The sequence below is a fragment of the Chryseobacterium sp. FH2 genome (genome assembly GCF_001045455.1).
Classification (GTDB): domain Bacteria; phylum Bacteroidota; class Bacteroidia; order Flavobacteriales; family Weeksellaceae; genus Chryseobacterium.
Genome location: NZ_LFNE01000011.1, coordinates 76,942 through 96,330, shown reverse-complemented (window position 1 = coordinate 96,330; position 19,389 = coordinate 76,942). Strand labels below are relative to the sequence as shown.

The window sequence follows — 19,389 nt, the reverse complement described above, 5'->3', positions numbered from 1 at the left end:
AGAAAATTAAATTTTGTTACATAAAACTATTGTACTCTATCTTTTTCTTCAAAATTGATGTTTTTCTTGCTAATTTTATTTTTATTGTTTCCAAAGGTGTAAATTATACTTAATCTAAAACTTCTGCCGTCCCAATAATTATCCATGTGCTGTGTACTGTCGTCAAAAAACATATCTCCACGATATCTTTGTGCAAAAATATTAGTGATAGTGGCATTGATTTGAAGTTGTTTTTGCATCAGTGAAATTTTCAACCCAGAACTAAGGTCAGAAAAGTTTTGAAAAGAATAATTTACGTTTTTGTAAGGTAAATTCTGACTATAATTTAGAAATAAAGCAATTGTTTTATTTTTATTTAAAGTGAAGGTATTATTGATGGAATAATTGATGGAATGTCCCTTTTGTGTTTTGGCGTTTACATTAAACGTTTCAGAATTTTGAAGGCTAGCGTTGAATGTCAGATTTGCTTCCCAAAATTTGAAAAAAGTATCTGTGTAAGAAGCATTAAGTCCTAAAAAATCATTGTTATAATAATTAAGGTAAGTTGAAATTTGAGAAAGATTATCAATAAAAGAAAGCTGTCCGAACGCGTTTTTTAGTTTGAGATAATAAATGCTTGTAGAAAATTTGCCGTCAAAAGTATATCCCAGCTCCAGATTATTGATGTAAGATGGTGTCAGCAAGGGGTTTCCCGAAGAATAAGAATAAGGATTTGAATACCAACGGAATGGGTTCAGATTGCTCATGCTGGGACGGTTGATTCTTCTTGAATATGATAAGCTAAAAACATTTTTATCATTTTTGTAAGAAACATAAGCTGAAGGAAACCATTGATCGTAATTGTACTGGTTTCCAGAGTTGGCAGATGGTGTAAAGCTTTCTGCAGAAGTATTTTCATAGCGAAGACCTGCTTTTGTTTCCCAATGCTCCCCGAAACTTTTAGCATAACTAAAATATGCCGCATAGTTTTCTTCTTTATATTGAAAAAGATTGGCTCTTTCTTCATCCGAAATATATTGTTCATCGATCAATGTGAAATATTTTAAATCAGAAAAGTTTTTAAACTGGTTAAACTTCATACCGGTTTCAATGGTTCCAAAGGAAAAAGGAAGCTCTAAATCTGCCTGTGCAGAGAAAATTTGGGGAGAAATCAACGAAACTGTTTTTACATTTTGTATAGAATTGTCAGAAAGTGTCAATGTTGAAAAATTCACGTCTGTGTCTGAATTATTTTTATAAAAATTCCCTGCAATACTTAGTTTTTTCCCAAGCGAATCTAATTTTACGTCATAATAAGCGCTCAAAGTATGCGTAGGAAGTTTTTCACGGTGAGATGTATTGGTTAAGAGATTTTCTTCACCAAATTCCGGACTGATATTTTTTGTTTTATTAATGATATCCATTCCGGATTCCTGATGAGCGTAAATATATTCCATACCGATTTCGGAATTTTTGGTGATTTTGTAAGATAAATTTAAACTTGGAGTCAATTCTTTCCACATATCTTTTCTAATGGAATTGCTGTAGTTTTGGGTATTTGCAAGAATGGTATAATTTTCATCTGTGCGTTTCGAAGAATCATAATAGGTTAATTTTACGCTGCTGCTGAATTTTTCAGTCTGATAATTTAGTACTCCGTTATCATTAAAACCTGCATAAGTTCTTTGAATCAGATTCGAATTGATACTTCCGCTAAAACCTAAATTTGGATTTTTCTTCAGAACAATGTTGATCAGCCCACTGTTTCCCTGTGCTTCGTATTTCGCAGGCGGTGTAGTAATAACTTCAATTTTAGCAATGTTCTCTGAACGAATTGATTTTAAATAATTCAAAAGTGCAGTTCCGGAAAGATTCAGTATTCTTCCGTTAATCATTACATTCACACTGCTTTTTCCTACGATAGAAATTGAACCCATATTTTCGTCAACTTTCAACATCGGAACATTGGCAAGGGTTTCGGAAGCGTCCATTCCCTGGGAAGCAATAGACGAAGCTACATTGAAGATCAGCCTGTCAGCTTTTCTTTCCAGTAATTTCTTCTTTACAAGAATATCAATTTTTTCAATATTTTGGATGCTGTCTTTTTTAATTTGAGCAAATACTGTTGCCGAAAGTAATGTTGTGATAAAAATATAGGATAGTTTCATGGTTAAAGTCTTTCTCCAAAAGTATTTTGAAGTAAGATTTGGTGAAATAGCATTTAGATTTACAAAGGAATTAATTCGACCAAAATATTTTCATCGGTAAAAAATTGGCTTTCATCGAAAAATCAGGCTTATGCTTTACCGGAAAGTTTATTTTTGTTTTATGAAAACGAACAAACTATTATACCTTCATCTGTTCTTCTGGGGAATTTACATTATCGGATCGGTATTGATTCCGTATTTTGCATTTAATTCTAGTAAGAATTCGAATATTCTTCATATTACTTTCTTTATCACAAGCTTCACTTGCTTCTATATCAATTATTTTTTTGTAGTTCCTAAATTCTTTGATACAAGCAACTTATATAAATCCGTTATTGCTTTTTTATTGAGTGCTACATGCTTCGTAATGGTCAGGTATTCGGTGGAAGAAGTTTTGCTTCCTGCAACATTGGGATTCAGGAATTATGCGAAAGGAACGGGTTTTGGGTATTATTTTTTCGATAATATTTTTTACAGCAGTACTACGATTTTCATCAGTACCACTTTTTGGTTCTTTAAATACTTTATTAATGCCGAACAGGAAAAATCAGAACTAATTGAAGCAAAGAAAACAGCAGAATTACAGGCTTTAAAGACACAAATCAATCCACACTTTATCTTTAACTCTTTGAATAATATTTATTCTCTCGTTTATCAAAAATCTGAAAAGGCTTTGCCTGCACTTGAAGAATTGAGCCAATTGCTACGATACAGTACGAAAGATTTGGAAGAGGATGTGATTACTTTAGACAAAGAAATTGGATATATTGATAGTTTAACAGCTCTTGAAAAGCTAAGACTCAAAAATCCTGAATTATTATCTATTGAGAAGAAGATCCATCATCCGAAACTGAGTATTTCACCGATGATTTTAGTTCCGTTCGTGGAAAATGCCTTCAAGCATGGAGATTTCAGAAATAAAGGTTTTCAAATGAAACTTTCAGATGACAATCAGATATTGCATTTTTATCTTTTAAACTTTAAAAAAGAAAGGATGAAAGATTCCGGTTCTGGGATTGGAATTGAAAATGTAAAAAAAAGACTTGAAATTCTTTATCCTAAAAAGTATGAATTAAGTATAAAAGATTCAGAAGCAGATTTTGTTGTAGATTTAAAAATTGATTTGCGAAATGAATAAAATTAAATGTATAGTTGTAGATGATGAACCGTTGGCGATTGCGCTGTTGGGAAGTTATGTGCAGAAAGTTCCATTCTTAGAATTGGTTTCTTCCGGTGAAAATCCTATCGAAGCGCTGGACTATATTCAAAATAATGAATGTGACTTGGTTTTCCTTGATATCCAAATGCCGGAATTGACGGGAATTAATTTCATGAAAATTCTTGGAGATAAGCAAAGATATATTTTAACAACAGCGTATTCAGAGTATGCTTTGGAAGGGTACAACCATAATATTATTGATTATCTTTTGAAGCCAATTTCGTTTGAAAGATTTTATAAGAGTGCTTTAAAGGCTCAGGAAAGACTTACTTTACATGAAAATCAAGAAGGTTCTTATTTCTTCGTGAAATCTTCAGGGCAACAGCACAGAATCAATTTTGAAGATATTCTCTATGTGGAAAGTATCAAAGACTATGTAAGTATCAAAACAAACGAGCAGGAATACATTGTTTTAGATACCCTAAAATCTATGGAACAGCAACTTCCTGAAAACTCTTTTTCCAGAATTCACAAATCGTTTATTATTAATTTAAATCAAATTAAAGTTTTCGATTCTAAAAAGGTAATTTTATTTTTGGATCAGGAAATTCCTATTGGTGAAAGCTATAGAAGTATTTTTATAACTAAGCTTAAATAAAAAAGCAACTCCGCATTTGAAGTTGCTTTTTTTATGATTAATTAAATCTAACAATTAATTTTCTTGTTGCTTAATCAAATTAAGAGCAGAACCTGCTTTGAACCAGTCAATTTGCTGATCGTTATAAGTATGGTTGGCCATAATGATGTCTTTAGTTCCGTCTGCATGGATGAATTCTAAAGTCAATTGTTTTCCGGGGGCAAACTGGTCGAGATCTAAGAAGTTGATAACATCATCTTCTAAAATTTTGTCATAATCAGCTTCATTGGCGAAAGTTATTCCCAACATACCTTGTTTTTTAAGGTTTGTTTCATGGATTCTTGCGAATGATTTTACAAGAACAGCTTTTACACCAAGATGTCTTGGTTCCATTGCTGCATGCTCTCTTGAAGAACCTTCCCCGTAGTTTTGATCACCCACAACGATTGAAGGCACACCAGCGGCTTTATAAGCTCTCTGTACAGCAGGAACTTCTCCGTATTCTGCAGTCAATACATTTTTCACCTTGTTGGTTTCCATATTAAAAGCATTTACAGCTCCAATTAACATGTTATTTGAAATATTATCAAGGTGACCCCTGTATTTTAACCATGGCCCGGCCATAGAAATATGGTCCGTTGTACATTTTCCAAAAGCTTTTATTAAAAGTCGGGCTCCGGTAATATTTTTACCGTCCCAAGCTGGAAATTCTTCCAGTAGCTGAAGCCTGTCTGAAGTCGGGCTTACGTTTACAACCACTGAAGATCCGTCTTCAGATGGAGCCTGGTATCCGTTGTCATCTACCGCAAAGCCTTTTGCCGGTAATTCAAAACCTTGAGGTTCGTTTAATTTTATCTGTTCGCCAGATTCATTTGTTAATGTATCTGTAATAGGATTAAAGTCTAATCTTCCTGAAATCGCAACAGCAGCTACCATTTCCGGCGAAGCTACAAATGCGTGAGTATTTGGGTTACCGTCAGCTCTTTTCGCAAAATTCCTGTTGAAAGAGTGAATGATTGAGTTTTTTTCACCTTTTTCGGCGCCTTCTCTGTCCCACTGCCCGATACAAGGTCCACAAGCATTAGTAAAAATCCTTGCATTTTCAAATTTTCTGAAAGAATCTAAGAAACCATCTCTTTCTGCCGTGAATTTTACCTGCTCAGAACCCGGGTTAATACCTAAAATTGCCTTTGGCTTAACACCTTTTGCCACTGCATCTTCAACGATTGAAGCTGCTCTTGATAAATCTTCGTAAGAAGAATTGGTACAAGAACCAATTAATGCCCATTCTACTTCTAAAGGCCATCCGTTTGCTTCAGCTTTAGCTCTGAATTCAGAAACCGGAGTTGCCAAATCCGGAGTGAAAGGTCCGTTCAGGTGAGGTGTCAATTCAGAAAGGTCGATTTCAATAACTTGATCAAAATATTGTTCAGGGTTTGCATATACTTCGGCATCACCGGTTAAATGTTCAGCGATTACGTCGGCAGCATCTACTACATCCTGTCTTCCGGTGGAAGCAAGGTATCTTCTCATAGAATCATCATATCCGAAGGTAGAAGTTGTAGCTCCGATTTCAGCACCCATGTTGCAGATAGTTCCTTTACCTGTTGCTGAAAGAGATTGTGCTCCTTCCCCGAAATACTCTACGATGCATCCTGTTCCTCCTTTTACGGTAAGGATTCCTGCAACTTTTAAGATAACATCTTTTGCAGAAGTCCAGCCGGACATTTTACCGGTCAGTTTTACACCAATAAGCTTAGGCATCTTAAGTTCCCAAGCCATCCCGGCCATTACGTCTACTGCATCAGCTCCACCTACACCGATAGCTACCATTCCTAGACCACCTGCATTTACTGTGTGGGAGTCTGTACCAATCATCATACCGCCTGGGAAAGCATAATTTTCTAATACGACCTGATGGATAATACCGGCTCCCGGCTTCCAGAAACCAATTCCATATTTATCACAAACAGAACTCAGGAAGTTGAAAACCTCCGAGTTTTTGTTGATACCTTCTTGTAAATCTTTATCAGCACCTACTTTCGCCTGAATCAAGTGATCAGCATGGGCGGTTGAAGGAACTGCTACTTTAGCTTTTCCTGCCTGCATGAATTGTAAAAGAGCCATTTGCGCTGTTGCATCCTGCATTGCTACTCTGTCCGGTGCGAAGTCTACATAAGAGTTTCCTCTTTCATGTGCTTGTGTAGCGTTACCTTCCCACAAGTGAGTGTAAAGGATTTTTTCTGAAAGGGTAAGAGGTTTTCCCACAATTTGTCTTGCTGCAGCAATTCTCTCTGGGTAACGCTCATACACTTTTTTGATCATATCAATATCAAAAGTCATATCTAAATGTAATTTTTTATTCTTTTTATAATTTTTTCCGTTATTTTAAGCGGAAAACTTCTAATACAACATATCAAAATCTATTCCTAGCCTTATATAATAGGATAAATATGATGAATGACTACTATTTTTTATACCTATGAAGGTAAGGAAAAAATAAATTTTGATTCATTGACATAGGTTAAAATAATTTTCATACCTCTTAAATGGAAAGGTTCTAAATAAAAAAAGAAAGATTTTAATCCTAAGGACTAAAATCTTTCTTATATGACTTAAAAAGTCTTTCGACTTATTTTTACATTCTATCAGTGAGCGCTTGTACTTGTCAATTCTTTAATTGAAGGTACAAAAGTTGTAAGGTCAATGCCCTCTACAGCTGTTTTGTACTCGTCAATATTAGGAATTCTCCCCATAATCGCAGAAAGTACAACAACCGGAGTCGAAGCCAATAAAGACTCTCCTTTCTTACGTTCAGAATCTTCAACCACTCTTCCTTGGAAAAGACGCGTAGAAGTTGCTAAAACTGTATCTCCTTTAGCCGCTTTTTCCTGATTACCCATACAAAGGTTACAGCCTGGGCGCTCAAGATACATCATGTTTTTGTATTCAACACGTGCTTCGCCTTTAGGAGCATTATCATCAAATTCGAATCCGGAATATTTTTCTAAAAATTCCCAGTCTCCTTCTGCTTTTAATTCATCAATGATATTATATGTTGGAGCTGCTACTACAAGAGGGGCGTTAAATTCCACCTTACCCTGTTGTTTTTCAATATTTTTAAGCATTTGAGAAACAATCTTTAAATCTCCTTTGTGAACCATGCAAGATCCAACAAAACCAAGATCCACTTTTTTCTCTCCGCCATAATAAGAAAGCGCTCTGATGGTATCGTGAGTATATCTTTTTGATACATCATCATTGTTTACATCCGGGTCAGCAATCATTGGCTCAACGATTGCATCTAGGTCAACGACAACTTCAGCATAATATTTAGCATTCGCATCCGGGGTTAGGGCCGGTTTTTCGCCAGATTTAATTTCAGCGATTCTCTTATCAGCTTTGTTAATTAATCCTTGAAGAACTTGATTGTGGTTATCCATACCTTTATCAATCATAATCTGGATTCTGCCTTTTGCAATTTCCAATGATTCAATTAAGGTATTATCTTCAGAAATATTGATAGAAGCTTTTGCTTTCATTTCTGCTGTCCAGTCTGTAAATGTAAATGCCTGGTCAGCCGGAAGTGTTCCGATGTGAACCTCAATGATTCTTCCTTGGAATACGTTTTCTCCTCCAAATTGTTTCAACATCTGAGCCTGAGTTGCATGTACAACATCACGGAAATCCATGTGTTCTTTCATGTTTCCTTTGAATGTTACTTTTACAGATTCAGGGATAGGCATAGAAGCTTCACCTGTAGCCAATGCAAGGGCAACTGTTCCTGAGTCAGCTCCAAAAGCCACCCCTTTTGACATTCTTGTGTGAGAGTCTCCACCGATGATGATTGCCCACTCGTCAATTGTAATATCATTAAGAACTTTGTGAATAACATCTGTCATCGCGTGATATTCACCTTTCGGGTCACGAGCTGTGATCAAGCCGAATTCGTTCATGAATTTCATTAATTTAGGAATATTTGCCTGAGCTTTTTTATCCCAAACAGAAGCGGTGTGACATCCGGACTGATAAGCACCGTCAACAATTGGTGAAATCACTGTAGCAGCCATAGATTCTAATTCCTGAGCTGTCATTAAACCTGTCGTATCCTGAGAACCTACAATGTTAACCTCTACACGAACGTCAGAACCTGCGTGTAAAACTTTTCCTGGTGTTGTACCAACCGCGTTTCTGTTAAATATTTTCTCTACTGCTGTAAGGCCTTGCCCTTCGTGAGAAATTTCCTTAGACGGAGCAAAAACAAGAGGTGTTTCTATTCCTAAAAGTTTAGCAGCAAATGTTTGTAACTTTTTACCAAATACAATAGCGTATGATCCTCCGGCTTTAATGAATTCCATTTTCTGAGGAGTGAATGCCTTAGAGATGTCAATCAGTTCCTGGTCTCCATTATAAAGTTTCTTTGTCTTTGTGTTAATGGTAAGGACGGTTCCGGTAGCCACAGAATAAGCTTCTTCAAGAATAGGTTCGCCGTTTTCATTGCGAATAGGGTTTCCGTTTTCATCCAGCTTCTTCACCCAGTTCTTAAGGTCAATACCAATACCTCCTGTAACATCAACAGTTGTAAGGAAAATTGGAGAAATACCGTTTGTTCCCCCAACGATTGGAGCAATATTTACGAATGGGATATATGGGCTTGCTTGTTTACCGGTCCATAAAGCTACGTTGTTTACTCCTGACATTCTCGATGAACCTACACCCATCGTACCTTTTTCTGCAATAAGCATTACGCTCTTATCCGGGTGTTGCGCCTGAAGCGCTCTGATTTCTGCCTGTGCTTGAGGAGTAATCATACATTTACCATGCAACTCACGGTCTGATCTCGAGTGAGCCTGATTACCCGGCGAAAGTAAATCTGTTGAGATGTCTCCTTCACCAGCAATAAATGTCACTACTTTAATTTCTTCCGCTACTTCTGGAAGTTTAGTGAAAAATTCAGCTTTTGCGTAGCTTTCTATGATTTCTTCTGCGATTTCGTTACCGTTATTGAATGCATCCTTTAGACGATTCGTATCAGCATCATAAAGGAAAACTTGTGTTTTAAGAACATTTGCCGCTTCTTTAGCAATGGAAATATTATCCCCTAAAGCCAAATCAAGCAATACTTCAATAGAAGGACCTCCCTTCATGTGAGATAGCAGCTCAAAAGCAAAAGCCGGTGTTATTTCTTCTACTACGGATTCACCCAGAATGATTTCTTTTAAAAACTTAGCTTTGGCACCTGCTGCACCTGTAGTTCCGGGTAAAGTGTTATAAATAAAAAATTTAAGAGAGTCAGCCCTGTATACATTGGCTGTATCTTTAATCTGCGAAATGATTTCGTTTAATAATTCTGCACTGTCAATTGGCTTTGGATGAAGCCCTTGGTTTTTTCTTTCTTCAATTTCTTGGATGTAATCCTGATAAATATTCATAATAATAGAAGTCTTTTCAATTTAAAAGGTAGATTTTAGCAGTTGTTTATATCCTGTCATTTTTTTCTTAACAGTGTTTAATTTACAATAAAATTATTTAAATCTGCCGCAAAAAAACGACTGTAGTAATGACAACATAATCTACTTCATTTACAATATAAGATAATGTTCCGTTTTAAAAGTTAAGTATATGATTTTTCGGAAGTGTAAGTGGTTTGCCCGCGATTTGTCTTAATTACAAAAACGCTTTTTGGGTAACATTTGTACACTTTTTTGATAATAACAATACCAAAAATCATATCTCCAAAACGTTTTAGATTATCAAACACTTAAAAATGTTCCCAAATTTACGGATTTTTAATATTTTTTATACTCGAAATTATTTAGATTCTTTATAAATATGAATTTTATATTTTCTATTTTTGGCTGTATTTTTGCAAACAAATGGTGATTATGAAAAATGCTGTTCAGCTTTTATGTTTATTTATTTCGATTTTTACTTTTTCTCAGGCAAAATCTGTGAAAAAAAATCCCATTAAAAATATTTCTAAAGTTGCTGTCAAAAAGCCATTGCAGGGGTATAAGCCAAATCCGGATTTAGATATTATTAATGATGAGCTTCCTGTTTTAATTCCCAAAAAGAAAGATGGAAAATTTGGATATATTAATCAAAAAGGAAAATTTGTCATTCAGCCGGAATATCATATTGCTGTTTTTTTCTACGAAGATTGTAATCTTTTAAACTCCCCCAACGAAAAAGTCCGAAAATTTGGAACAAAAGAATACGGAACAGTGGAAAAAGATTTGATTTCTTACCGAATAGATAAGAATGGAAAAAAAGTTTATCAATATAAAAATTCAGACTTAGGGAAATGTCAAATTGAATTTAAACAACAAGAATATCAGGCTTATGTCAAAAACGGATTTTACGGCATTATTGAAAAGGCAAAATTTGTAAACGCAGAAGATTATAGAGACTATCAGGTTTATCCCCAATACGAATATCTTCACATTATGGAAGGGGACGATGTTTCAGATCCGATGATTGTTGCTTCTAAAAATGATCGTTTTGGAGTGATTGACATCAATAATAAGATTATTATCCCTTTTGAATATGATGATATAAAGAGAAACTTCAGTTGGAAATTGGGTAAAATGTTTGAGGTTTCAAAAGACGGGAAAAACTATTATTATATTGATTCTCATAACAAAGCTTATTAAATTGCTTCACTAATATATTTTTCGTAATTTCGCGGCTGAAATAAAGGGGTGCTGTAACAAGCTGAGATTATACCCAATGAACCTGGAACAGATAATGCTGTTTAGGGAAATTAAAAATGAGCATAGGTAATCAGCAATGAATAATCATCAAAACATTACTTATTACCAATTTACTCATGATTCGTCATAATCCGCCCCTTTTATTCATTAAATTTTAAAAATTTATAGAATGAAAGGATTATTTTTTTTAGGGCTTACCGTTGGCTCTTTCGCTTTTTTGCAGGCGCAAAATACAGATTCCTTAAAAATAAAGGAAATTGAAGCTATTAATTTTACCAAAAGACTTCCTGTCGCTAAAGAAATTATCAATGTTCAGAAAGATTTAGACAGTAAAAATCTAGGACAGGATTTACCTATTTTACTTAAAAATCAAACTTCCATAATTTCTACTTCCGATGCTGGAAATGGTGTTGGATACACGGGTTTCAGAATCCGTGGAGTTGCCGGGAGTGCAATCAATGTCATGATGAATGGCGTTCCGTACAATGATTCCGAAAGTCAGGGAACATTTTTCGTAAATGTGCCGGATTTGACAAGTTCTGCTTCACAAATTTTAATTCAGAGAGGTGTAGGGACTTCCAATAACGGAGCTGCCGCATTTGGAGCCAGTATTAATGTTCTTTCCAAAGATCCTGAAGAGAAGTTTTATTTTAAAACAGATGATAGTTATGGTTCGTTCAATACCTATAAATACTCTGCGGAAATTGGCTCCGGAAAGTTTTTGGGAAACCGACTTTCAGTGATGGGAAGATATACACACATTAATTCTGACGGGTATATTGACAGGGCATCATCTAAGCTTAATTCATACAACTTTACAGCTCTGTTTGAAGAAGGTAAAACAAAAATCCGCTTAATGGCTTTCGGAGGAAAAGAAAAAACGTATCAGGCCTGGAACGGAATTGATAGAAAAACTTGGGAGACAGACCCGAAATTCAATATTTCCGGAGCAATTTATGACTCAAACTGGGAAAATATAGTTGGATTTTATGATAATGAAACAGATAATTATAAACAAAACCATTATCAGTTGCTGTGGGAACAAAAGTTCAATGAGAAATGGAATTTAGAAACTACTTTACACTATACAAAAGGAAAGGGATATTACGAAAATTATAAGCAGGATGCGAAATTTTCAAAATATAATCTCCCGGATTTTATTGATGGTACACAAACATTATCACGCACAGATTTTATCAGAAAAAAATGGTTGAATAATGATTTTTACGGAATTGTCTCTACGCTTTACGGGAAATTGGGAATCCTTGATGTTAATTTCGGAGCTGTTGCCAATCAGTATTACGGAAGGCATTTTGGAAATGTAACCGGAGTTTTTCTTCCTCAGATTGACGAACACGAATATTACAGGAACCGTTCTGTGAAAAATGAAGTTTCTGGATTTGCAAAGGCTTTGATAAGAGTCCGGGATTTTGAATTTTTCGGAGATTTGCAGTTAAGAAATGTTGATTATGACACAAGAATTATTACTGCTGGAGATGATGAAGGTGCAAATTTGAACAAAAATTGGCTGTTTTTTAATCCGAAAGCAGGTATAAACTATAAAATTCCGACGGGTAAAATCTTTATTTCTTATGCGCATGCTCATCGCGAACCAAACAGAGATGATTTATTGGCAAATAATGATGTAAAAGCAGAAAAACTTCATGATTTTGAAGCGGGGATTGAGAAGCAATTCGGAGTGGTATCCTTTACTGCGAATTTATATTATATGTATTATGTCAATCAGTTGGTCTTAAATGGTGAATTGAATAATGTGGGGGCTTTTATCAGGACCAATTCCGGAAAAAGTTACAGAAGCGGGATCGAATTGGGCGCTTTAGCAAAACTTTCAAAGCAATGGGAACTGACAGGAAATGTAAGTTTCAGCAACAACAGAAATTTAGATTTCAAAATTGAAAACGAAACAGAAGTTAAAGATCTTGGCAACACACAGATTTCGTTTTCACCGGATGTGATTGCCAATTTAGGATTAAAATTTAGTCCAAATGAAAGTTTCCAGTTTGCTTTGATGAATCAATATGTAGGAAAGCAATATCTGGATAATACAGAGGACAAAAATTTAGAATTGAAAGATTATCTGCTTACAGATTTTAATGCACAATATCAGTTTAAGATTAAAAATAATGATATCGCACTGAAATTATTGGTAAATAATATTTTTAATAAAAAATATGTGAATAATGGGGCAGTTTATGATGGGGAACCATATTATTTTTCTCAGGCTGGAACAAATTTTATGTTTGGAATCAGCTGGAAAATTCAATAGCATTCATTATAAATGTTTTATACTTATTATAAAGTAAAATGTTAGTTTAAGTTTTTTTTAAGGCTGCTTCGGCAGTCTTTTTATTTTACGTATTGTTTGAAAATCAGCTCAAAAATTATGAAATATTTAAAAAAAGAATAATGAATTGAATTACATATTTTATAACGAAGAAAGTGATTTTTACTGCTAAAAATTAAAAAAGCAAAAGGAATATCAGAATTAATGTATTAAATCTTGAAAAATGTAGTTTTAATTAATATATTTTTAAATCTTTTTGTAAAAATAAATGCTGCAAAAAGTCACGAAAAAGTTATAAATTTGCCACTAAATGAATATTTCAGCTTACATTTTAGAATATCTGAAACAATTTGGGACTGTTACAGTTCCGGGTTTCGGTGTGTTTTCTCTGGAAAATTCCAAAGCGATTATCAATTCTGAGAACGGAAGTATTCTTCCGCCTGCGAGAAAAATTACTTTTTTTCCTGATTATGAGATGCAATCTGATGATCTTGCCGCTTTTATTAGCAGTCAAAAACAGATGTCTTTAGAAGCTTCAAAGAACGATTTGAAGATTCAGACAGATTTTTGGAAAAAAAAGATCCAGGCAGATCATATTTTGGAAATTCCGAATCTTGGAACAATTACTGTTGAGGATTCAGAAACTCATTTTAATGGAAACAGAATAGAATCCGGGCATCCTGATTTTTACGGATTGGAAGAAATAAAATTTTCTGACATCAAAAACAACGAAAAAATAGGAACCTCTGAAAATCCGAAGAAACAGTATAAGTTTGCGACATCTCTTTTATGGATTCTACTTATTGTGATTCCTGTTGCAGTAATTGTATATCTGGCGATTACCACTCCTGAACTTCTTTTCGGAAATCAATCTTTTCAAAAAGAGAAAGATTCTATTAAAGCTGAACTAAATAAACCAAAAGTCGTAGTAGTAGATACCGTGAAAACTGCGACTGATTCTACCATGATGAAAGTCGCGGATTCTTTGAAAAAAGATTCTATCATAAAACCTGCTCTGCAAAATGTAAAAACTCCTGCGGCTCCAATTAACAATACTAAGAAGTAGATGGCAAAAATAAAAAAGGCGTCAGAATCTCTGACAATTATGACTAATATAGTTCTTCCGAACGAGACAAATTCTTTGAGAAATCTTTTTGGCGGTGAACTTTTAGCAAAAATGGATCGCTGTGCATCTATTTCGGCAGCAAGACATTGCGAAAGAAGGGTTGTAACGGCTTCTGTGAACCATGTTTCTTTCAACCATCCGATTCCTGAAGGTGGAGTGGTGGTGTTGGAATCTAAAGTTTCCAGAGCATTCTCTACTTCAATGGAAGTATATGTAGATGTTTGGCTGGATGACCCGATTAACCAAAAGAAAATTCACACAAATGCCGGAATTTATACATTCGTAGCAGTTGATGAATTCAACAGGCCTATTCCAATTCCTGAAATGGTTCCTGAAACGGAAGAGGAAAAAGAAAGATATGCGGCAGCATTCAGAAGAAAAGAACTTTCGTTAATTCTTTCAGGAAGAATGAAACCGTTGGAATCTGTAGAGCTTAAAAAGCTTTTCCAAGAGCCACAAGAGCCAACGAAAGATAAAAAATAAATGTAATATTTTAAAATAAAGATGCTTTTAATCTGTGCTAAGTGTTAATATCTTGCGGGTTTAAAAGCATTTTTTCTTTTAATAGCTTTTTGAAAAAATTTCGTTACAATTTAAATTCTTTGAAAAATGAAAATTCTCCTTTTAGATAAAAACCATCCTTTAATTACGGAACAGCTTTTAGCAAAAAACTTTATTTTGGAAGAAGATTTTACATCGACTTATGATGAAGTTTGCCATAAAATTGAGAATTATGATGGTGTTATTATCAGGAGCAGAATTCCGTTAGATAAAAATTTTTTAGAGAAAGGAAAAAACTTGAAATTCATTGCAAGAGTAGGGGCAGGGATGGAAAATATTGATATTCCCATTGCTGAGAAATTAGGAATTCGGCTCATTAATTCTCCTGAGGGAAACAGAGATTCTGTGGCAGAGCATGTAATCGGAATGTTGTTGATTTTAATGAACAGGCTTTTTATTGCATCTCAGGAAGTAAAAAACGGAATCTGGTTGCGTGAAGAAAACAGGGGAGACGAGCTTCTGGGTAAAACTGTTGGTTTAATAGGCTATGGAAACATGGGGAAAGCAACCGCAAAAAGATTTTCAGGGTTTGGCTGTAAAATCATTTTCCATGATATTTTGCCGGATCTTTCTGATGAATATGCTACGCAGGTTACTTTAGACGAATTAAAAGAAGAAGCTGAAGTTTTAAGTTTACACATTCCTTTAACTGATGAATCTTATTATTTGGTTGACGGTCCCTTCATTTCTGATATGAAAAAAGATTTCTATTTCGTCAATACAGCAAGAGGGAAAAATATAGAAACTAAAAGTTTAGTTGAGGCATTAAAGGCTGGAAAGGTAAAAGGAGCTTGTCTTGATGTTTTGGAATATGAAAAATCTTCTTTTGAGAATTTAGAGATTGAAAATGAAGACTTAAAATATCTTTTAGAATCAGAAAAAGTAATTGTTACTCCTCATATCGCAGGTTGGACGCATCAAAGTAAAGAAAAACTGGCGCAGATAATAGTTGATAAGATTATAGCATCTTTTGGATCATTAAATTAATGCTTTTTTGTTAAAAAGACTTAGTTTAATAATTTTACAATTGCGCAGTTTTACTATTTTATGTTAAATAATTCATAATATACACTCAATATTTAGTATTTATTTTGAGTTTTATTAAATTGCCGCTCATTTTTGAAACTCATGAGGATGCGTAATTTTGTACTTGTTTTATCTGCCTTTTTAATCATTTTTTCCTGTAAAAATAAATCTGAAAATAAAGAAACCATAACTGAAAATACGACCAGTCTTCCCAATTACGGCAATGTCGATTTAAGTAAAGTTTTTACAAAAGAAGATGATCAGCTTTCAGATAAAGCTTCCCTGGTTCGTTATATCGATCAATATTATAAAAAAGTTTGGGAAGGAAGTGATTTGAGCGGAGGAATTTTGGTGGCAAAAGGGGATGATATTTTGTACGAAAATTATAGAGGCTATGGTAGGGAAGGAAATCAACTTCCGATTGATAAAAATACACCTCTTCATGTGGCTTCGGTTTCAAAAACAATGACTGCCATGGCAATGATGAAATTGATAGAAGCAGGAAAAATAAAAATGACTGATCATTTAACTCAATTTTTCCCGGGATTTCCTTATCCTGATGTTACGGTAAAAACATTGTTGTCTCAGAGAAGCGGCCTTCCGAAATACGAATATTTTATTACTAAAATTCAGCCGGCTCCTGCGGAACTTTCAAAACAATTTATTACAAATCAGGATATATTGAATATGATTATCAAATATAAACCGGATTTGGCAAGGGATACAGATACGGGTTTCATGTATTGTAATACAAATTTCGCTTTGTTGGCTTTATTAATTGAAAAAGTTACAAAAACTTCTTTTCCACAAGCAATGAAAGAGATGGTTTTTGAGCCGTTGAAAATGAATAATAGCTATATTTTCCAGGAAAATGATATTCCGACTGCAACACAGTCTTTTTATTATGGAGGAAATAAATTATATCCTTTAGACCGATTAGATTTGGTTTATGGAGATAAAAATGTTTACACCACGCCAAGAGATTTGTACAACTTCTCTAAAGCCATGTTTTCAAAAAATTTCCTAAAACCGGAATTGATGGAAATGGTTTTTGCTCCTTACAGTAATGAAAAAGCGGGAATGAATAACTACGGCTTAGGCTTCAGAATGAAAATTTTTGATAATGGTGAAAAGCTTACTTATCATAACGGCTGGTGGCACGGAACAAACTCAGTTTTCGCCCATCTGTTAAAGTCAAAAGTGACTATCGTTGCTATTGGTAACAAATATTCAAACAGAGTATACACAGCATTGGCTCTTTCAGGATTATTTGAAGATTTCCCGGCTCAGAAAGATAAGCTTCACAGCGTAATGAATGATAATAAAGATACTTTGAACGGTCAACATGACGTTTATGGAGAATAATGTTTATTTTTGCTTAAACATATTCATGAAGAGACTTCTTTTATTATTCATATTCGCTTTTCTTGCGCAGTCATGTGCAAGAGTAGGATCTCCTGTGGGCGGGCCCAAAGACTCCATTGCTCCAAAATTTTTAAGTTCAAATATAGATTCGACAAGAGTGAATGTTGCACGGGATATCCGTGAGCTACGTCTTGATTTTGATGAATATGTGACATTGAAAGATGTTAGTAAAAACCTGATTATTTCTCCGCCAATAAAAAAAATCAAACGTATTCTCCCGTCAGGAATTGCCAACAAATATGTGCTGATCCAATGGGAAGATACTTTACAGGCCAATACAACTTACAATTTTAACTTTGGAAATTCCATTGCTGATAACAATGAGGCGAATGTTTTGCCCTATTTCAATTTTGCTTTTTCTACCGGTGAAAAATTAGATGATTTGTACATCAGTGGAGAAGTAAAAGATGCTTTAAATACAAAAAAGCAAACAGGGACAAGTGAAAATAAATTGGTCGTTGGATTATATCAGGTAAAAGATACCATTAATTATAAACAGAAACCTTATTACATCACAAAAGTAGACACAGACGGATATTATGAATTGAATTATCTGTCTCCGGGTAAATACAAAATCATCGCTTTTGAAGATGAAAACAGTAATTCTATTTATGATCCGGGTAAAGAAAAGGTGGGTTTCCAGAAAGATATTGTCAATGTTGAAAAATCAATTTCCGGATTAAATTTAAAAGTTTATCCTTCCAAAAAATCATTGAAATATGGCGAAATGAAAGAGACTCCGGGGGGAATTGTCATGACTTTTGAAGGGCATCCGGATAATGTCAAAGTATTGTCATTAAATGATAAGATTCAGGATTATCAAGTAACTCACCGTCCAAAATCAGATACTGTGAATATTTGGTTTGATGCTGTGAAAAATAAAGTGGGGCAGGAAACCACTGAAAATTTGAAATTCAGCTATGATGCTGATAACAAAAAAGATACGGTTTCTGTTTTCTATAAGTATAATGCCAAAAATAAAATGACTCTTTCTAACAATGAAGGCAGCCTTTTACCTCCTAAAACGAATTTTAAATTTACTTCTAATTACATTATCAATAAAATTGAGCCTGAAAAATGGACGCTTAAAACGGATAGTGTAACGACTCATAATTTCACAGCAAAGATTTCAGAAACCAATCCTTATCAGATTTTGGTACAGTCTGACTTTGAAGTTGGAAAAAAATATCAATTGACGGTTCCAAGTAAGACAGTTAATTCTTTTTATGAAAGAACATCAGATCCATATCGTTTCGATTTCGAAGCAGATAAAGTGGAGAACTACGGAAGCTTGACATTTAAGCTTCAAAACAGGCCAAATACAAGTTATTATTGGATCCAGTTATTGGATAATTCTGAGAAAGTGCTTTATCAAAAGTATGTGAATACAGATGAAGTGAAATTTGATATCCTGAAACCTGCTGAATATATTGTCAGAATTTTGGTAGATAACAACGGGAATAAATATTGGGATGAAGCAGATTTTGAGCATGATGTTTTCGCGGAAGATTCTTTTGTTTACTATAAAACAGCTCTTGTAAAACAGCTTTGGGATTCTGTTGAAACCTGGGATTTGAATGACAGAAGAACGCTTGACAATCCAAAAGGAACAGTAATTCCGACACCACCTGCCACTTCTGCAGCAGATTCGAAAGAAAATGAAGAGGGCGAAGAAAAACCTGTTTCGCAAGATGCAAACAACAAGCAGCTCAAATCAAATACAGCTGTAGTAACTCCAGTAAAATAAACAAAAACCTAATGAAGACGGCAAAGAAGATTGTATTTTGGTGCGTAGCTGCATTTGCACTGATTCAGTTCATTCCAATTGACAGAGTCAATAAACCAGTTGATCACAAAGTAAATTTTATTGAAGCTAAAAAAACTCCGGCAAAGATTGCCGGGTTGATAAAAGGGGCTTGCTACGATTGTCATTCAGATGAAACCGTATATCCTAAATATTCCCATATTGCACCTATTTCGTGGTCTATAAAAAGTCACATCAATGAAGGCAGGGAACATCTGAATTTCTCTGTTTGGGATACATACAATAATGATTTAAAGAAAAATATGCTGACGAGTGCTATTTCGACTATTCAAGCTAAAGTAATGCCGATGCCGGGGTACATTGTCTATCACAAAGAAGCTAATTTATCAGAGGCAGAAAGGACTTTATTGGTTCACTACTTCGAAGAAATGCTCAACTCTAAAACGTATTAAATATAAACCCGCAGAAAAAATCTACGGGTTTTAT

The 19,389-nt window shown here is 34.5% G+C and carries 13 protein-coding genes and 1 riboswitch; of the genes, 10 read left to right on the top strand and 3 right to left on the bottom strand.

From position 1 onward, the window contains the following. Positions 1–26: 26 nt before the first annotated feature. Positions 27–2,147 (bottom strand): outer membrane beta-barrel family protein, encoded by a 2,121-nt coding sequence (locus ACM39_RS16125; RefSeq protein ID WP_048512073.1) that lies wholly within the window; start codon positions 2,145–2,147, stop codon positions 27–29. Positions 2,148–2,307: 160 nt separating this feature from the next. On the opposite strand from ACM39_RS16125, the gene ACM39_RS16120 reads away from it, so the two are divergent. Together ACM39_RS16120 and ACM39_RS16115 are read left to right on the top strand one after the other, a co-directional pair. Next, the gene (locus ACM39_RS16120; RefSeq protein WP_048512072.1) at positions 2,308–3,324 is read left to right on the top strand and encodes a sensor histidine kinase; all 1,017 of its coding nucleotides are present in this window, start codon (positions 2,308–2,310) and stop codon (positions 3,322–3,324) included. Further along, positions 3,317–4,003 carry a LytR/AlgR family response regulator transcription factor gene (locus ACM39_RS16115; protein WP_048512071.1) on the top strand — a complete coding sequence of 229 codons (687 nt, stop codon included), beginning with the start codon at positions 3,317–3,319 and terminating at the stop codon, positions 4,001–4,003. Before ACM39_RS16120 ends, ACM39_RS16115 begins: the two co-directional genes overlap by 8 nt. 54 nt (positions 4,004–4,057) lie before the next feature. On the opposite strand, the gene ACM39_RS16110 is transcribed toward ACM39_RS16115, so the two are convergent. After that, a complete protein-coding gene (locus ACM39_RS16110) occupies positions 4,058–6,325 on the bottom strand; it encodes an aconitate hydratase (protein ID WP_048512070.1) in 2,268 nt (755 codons plus the stop codon). A gap of 305 nt (positions 6,326–6,630) precedes the next feature. Then, complete coding sequence (locus tag ACM39_RS16105; RefSeq protein ID WP_048512069.1) at positions 6,631–9,414, bottom strand: bifunctional aconitate hydratase 2/2-methylisocitrate dehydratase; 2,784 nt, start codon at positions 9,412–9,414, stop codon at positions 6,631–6,633. A 453-nt stretch (positions 9,415–9,867) separates the two neighbouring features. Between ACM39_RS16105 and ACM39_RS16100 the strand changes: the two genes are divergently transcribed. The 8 genes from ACM39_RS16100 (at position 9,868) to ACM39_RS16065 (ending at position 19,355) form a co-directional block, all read left to right on the top strand. Then, positions 9,868–10,635 (top strand): WG repeat-containing protein, encoded by a 768-nt coding sequence (locus ACM39_RS16100; RefSeq protein ID WP_082140626.1) that lies wholly within the window; start codon positions 9,868–9,870, stop codon positions 10,633–10,635. Between the two features lie 36 nt (positions 10,636–10,671). Next, a riboswitch (TPP riboswitch) is annotated at positions 10,672–10,760 on the top strand. A 104-nt stretch (positions 10,761–10,864) separates the two neighbouring features. Next, on the top strand, positions 10,865–12,982 hold the full coding sequence (locus tag ACM39_RS16095) for a TonB-dependent receptor (protein ID WP_048512068.1): 2,118 nt from the start codon (positions 10,865–10,867) through the stop codon (positions 12,980–12,982). Between the two features lie 328 nt (positions 12,983–13,310). Continuing rightward, on the top strand, positions 13,311–14,066 hold the full coding sequence (locus ACM39_RS16090) for a hypothetical protein (protein WP_048512067.1): 756 nt from the start codon (positions 13,311–13,313) through the stop codon (positions 14,064–14,066). Then, positions 14,067–14,609 (top strand): acyl-CoA thioesterase, encoded by a 543-nt coding sequence (locus ACM39_RS16085; protein ID WP_048512066.1) that lies wholly within the window; start codon positions 14,067–14,069, stop codon positions 14,607–14,609. It begins immediately after the preceding gene. Positions 14,610–14,735: 126 nt separating this feature from the next. Next, positions 14,736–15,674: a 2-hydroxyacid dehydrogenase gene (locus ACM39_RS16080; RefSeq protein ID WP_048512065.1), complete on the top strand. Its 939-nt coding sequence runs from the start codon at positions 14,736–14,738 to the stop codon at positions 15,672–15,674. 141 nt (positions 15,675–15,815) lie between these two features. Further along, on the top strand, positions 15,816–17,078 hold the full coding sequence (locus ACM39_RS16075) for a serine hydrolase domain-containing protein (protein ID WP_048512064.1): 1,263 nt from the start codon (positions 15,816–15,818) through the stop codon (positions 17,076–17,078). 25 nt (positions 17,079–17,103) lie between these two features. Further along, positions 17,104–18,885 carry an Ig-like domain-containing protein gene (locus tag ACM39_RS16070; protein ID WP_048512118.1) on the top strand — a complete coding sequence of 594 codons (1,782 nt, stop codon included), beginning with the start codon at positions 17,104–17,106 and terminating at the stop codon, positions 18,883–18,885. An 11-nt stretch (positions 18,886–18,896) separates the two neighbouring features. Next, positions 18,897–19,355, top strand: a complete 459-nt coding sequence (locus ACM39_RS16065) for a heme-binding domain-containing protein (RefSeq protein WP_048512063.1) — start codon at positions 18,897–18,899, stop codon at positions 19,353–19,355. The last annotated feature ends 34 nt before the right edge of the window (positions 19,356–19,389 follow it).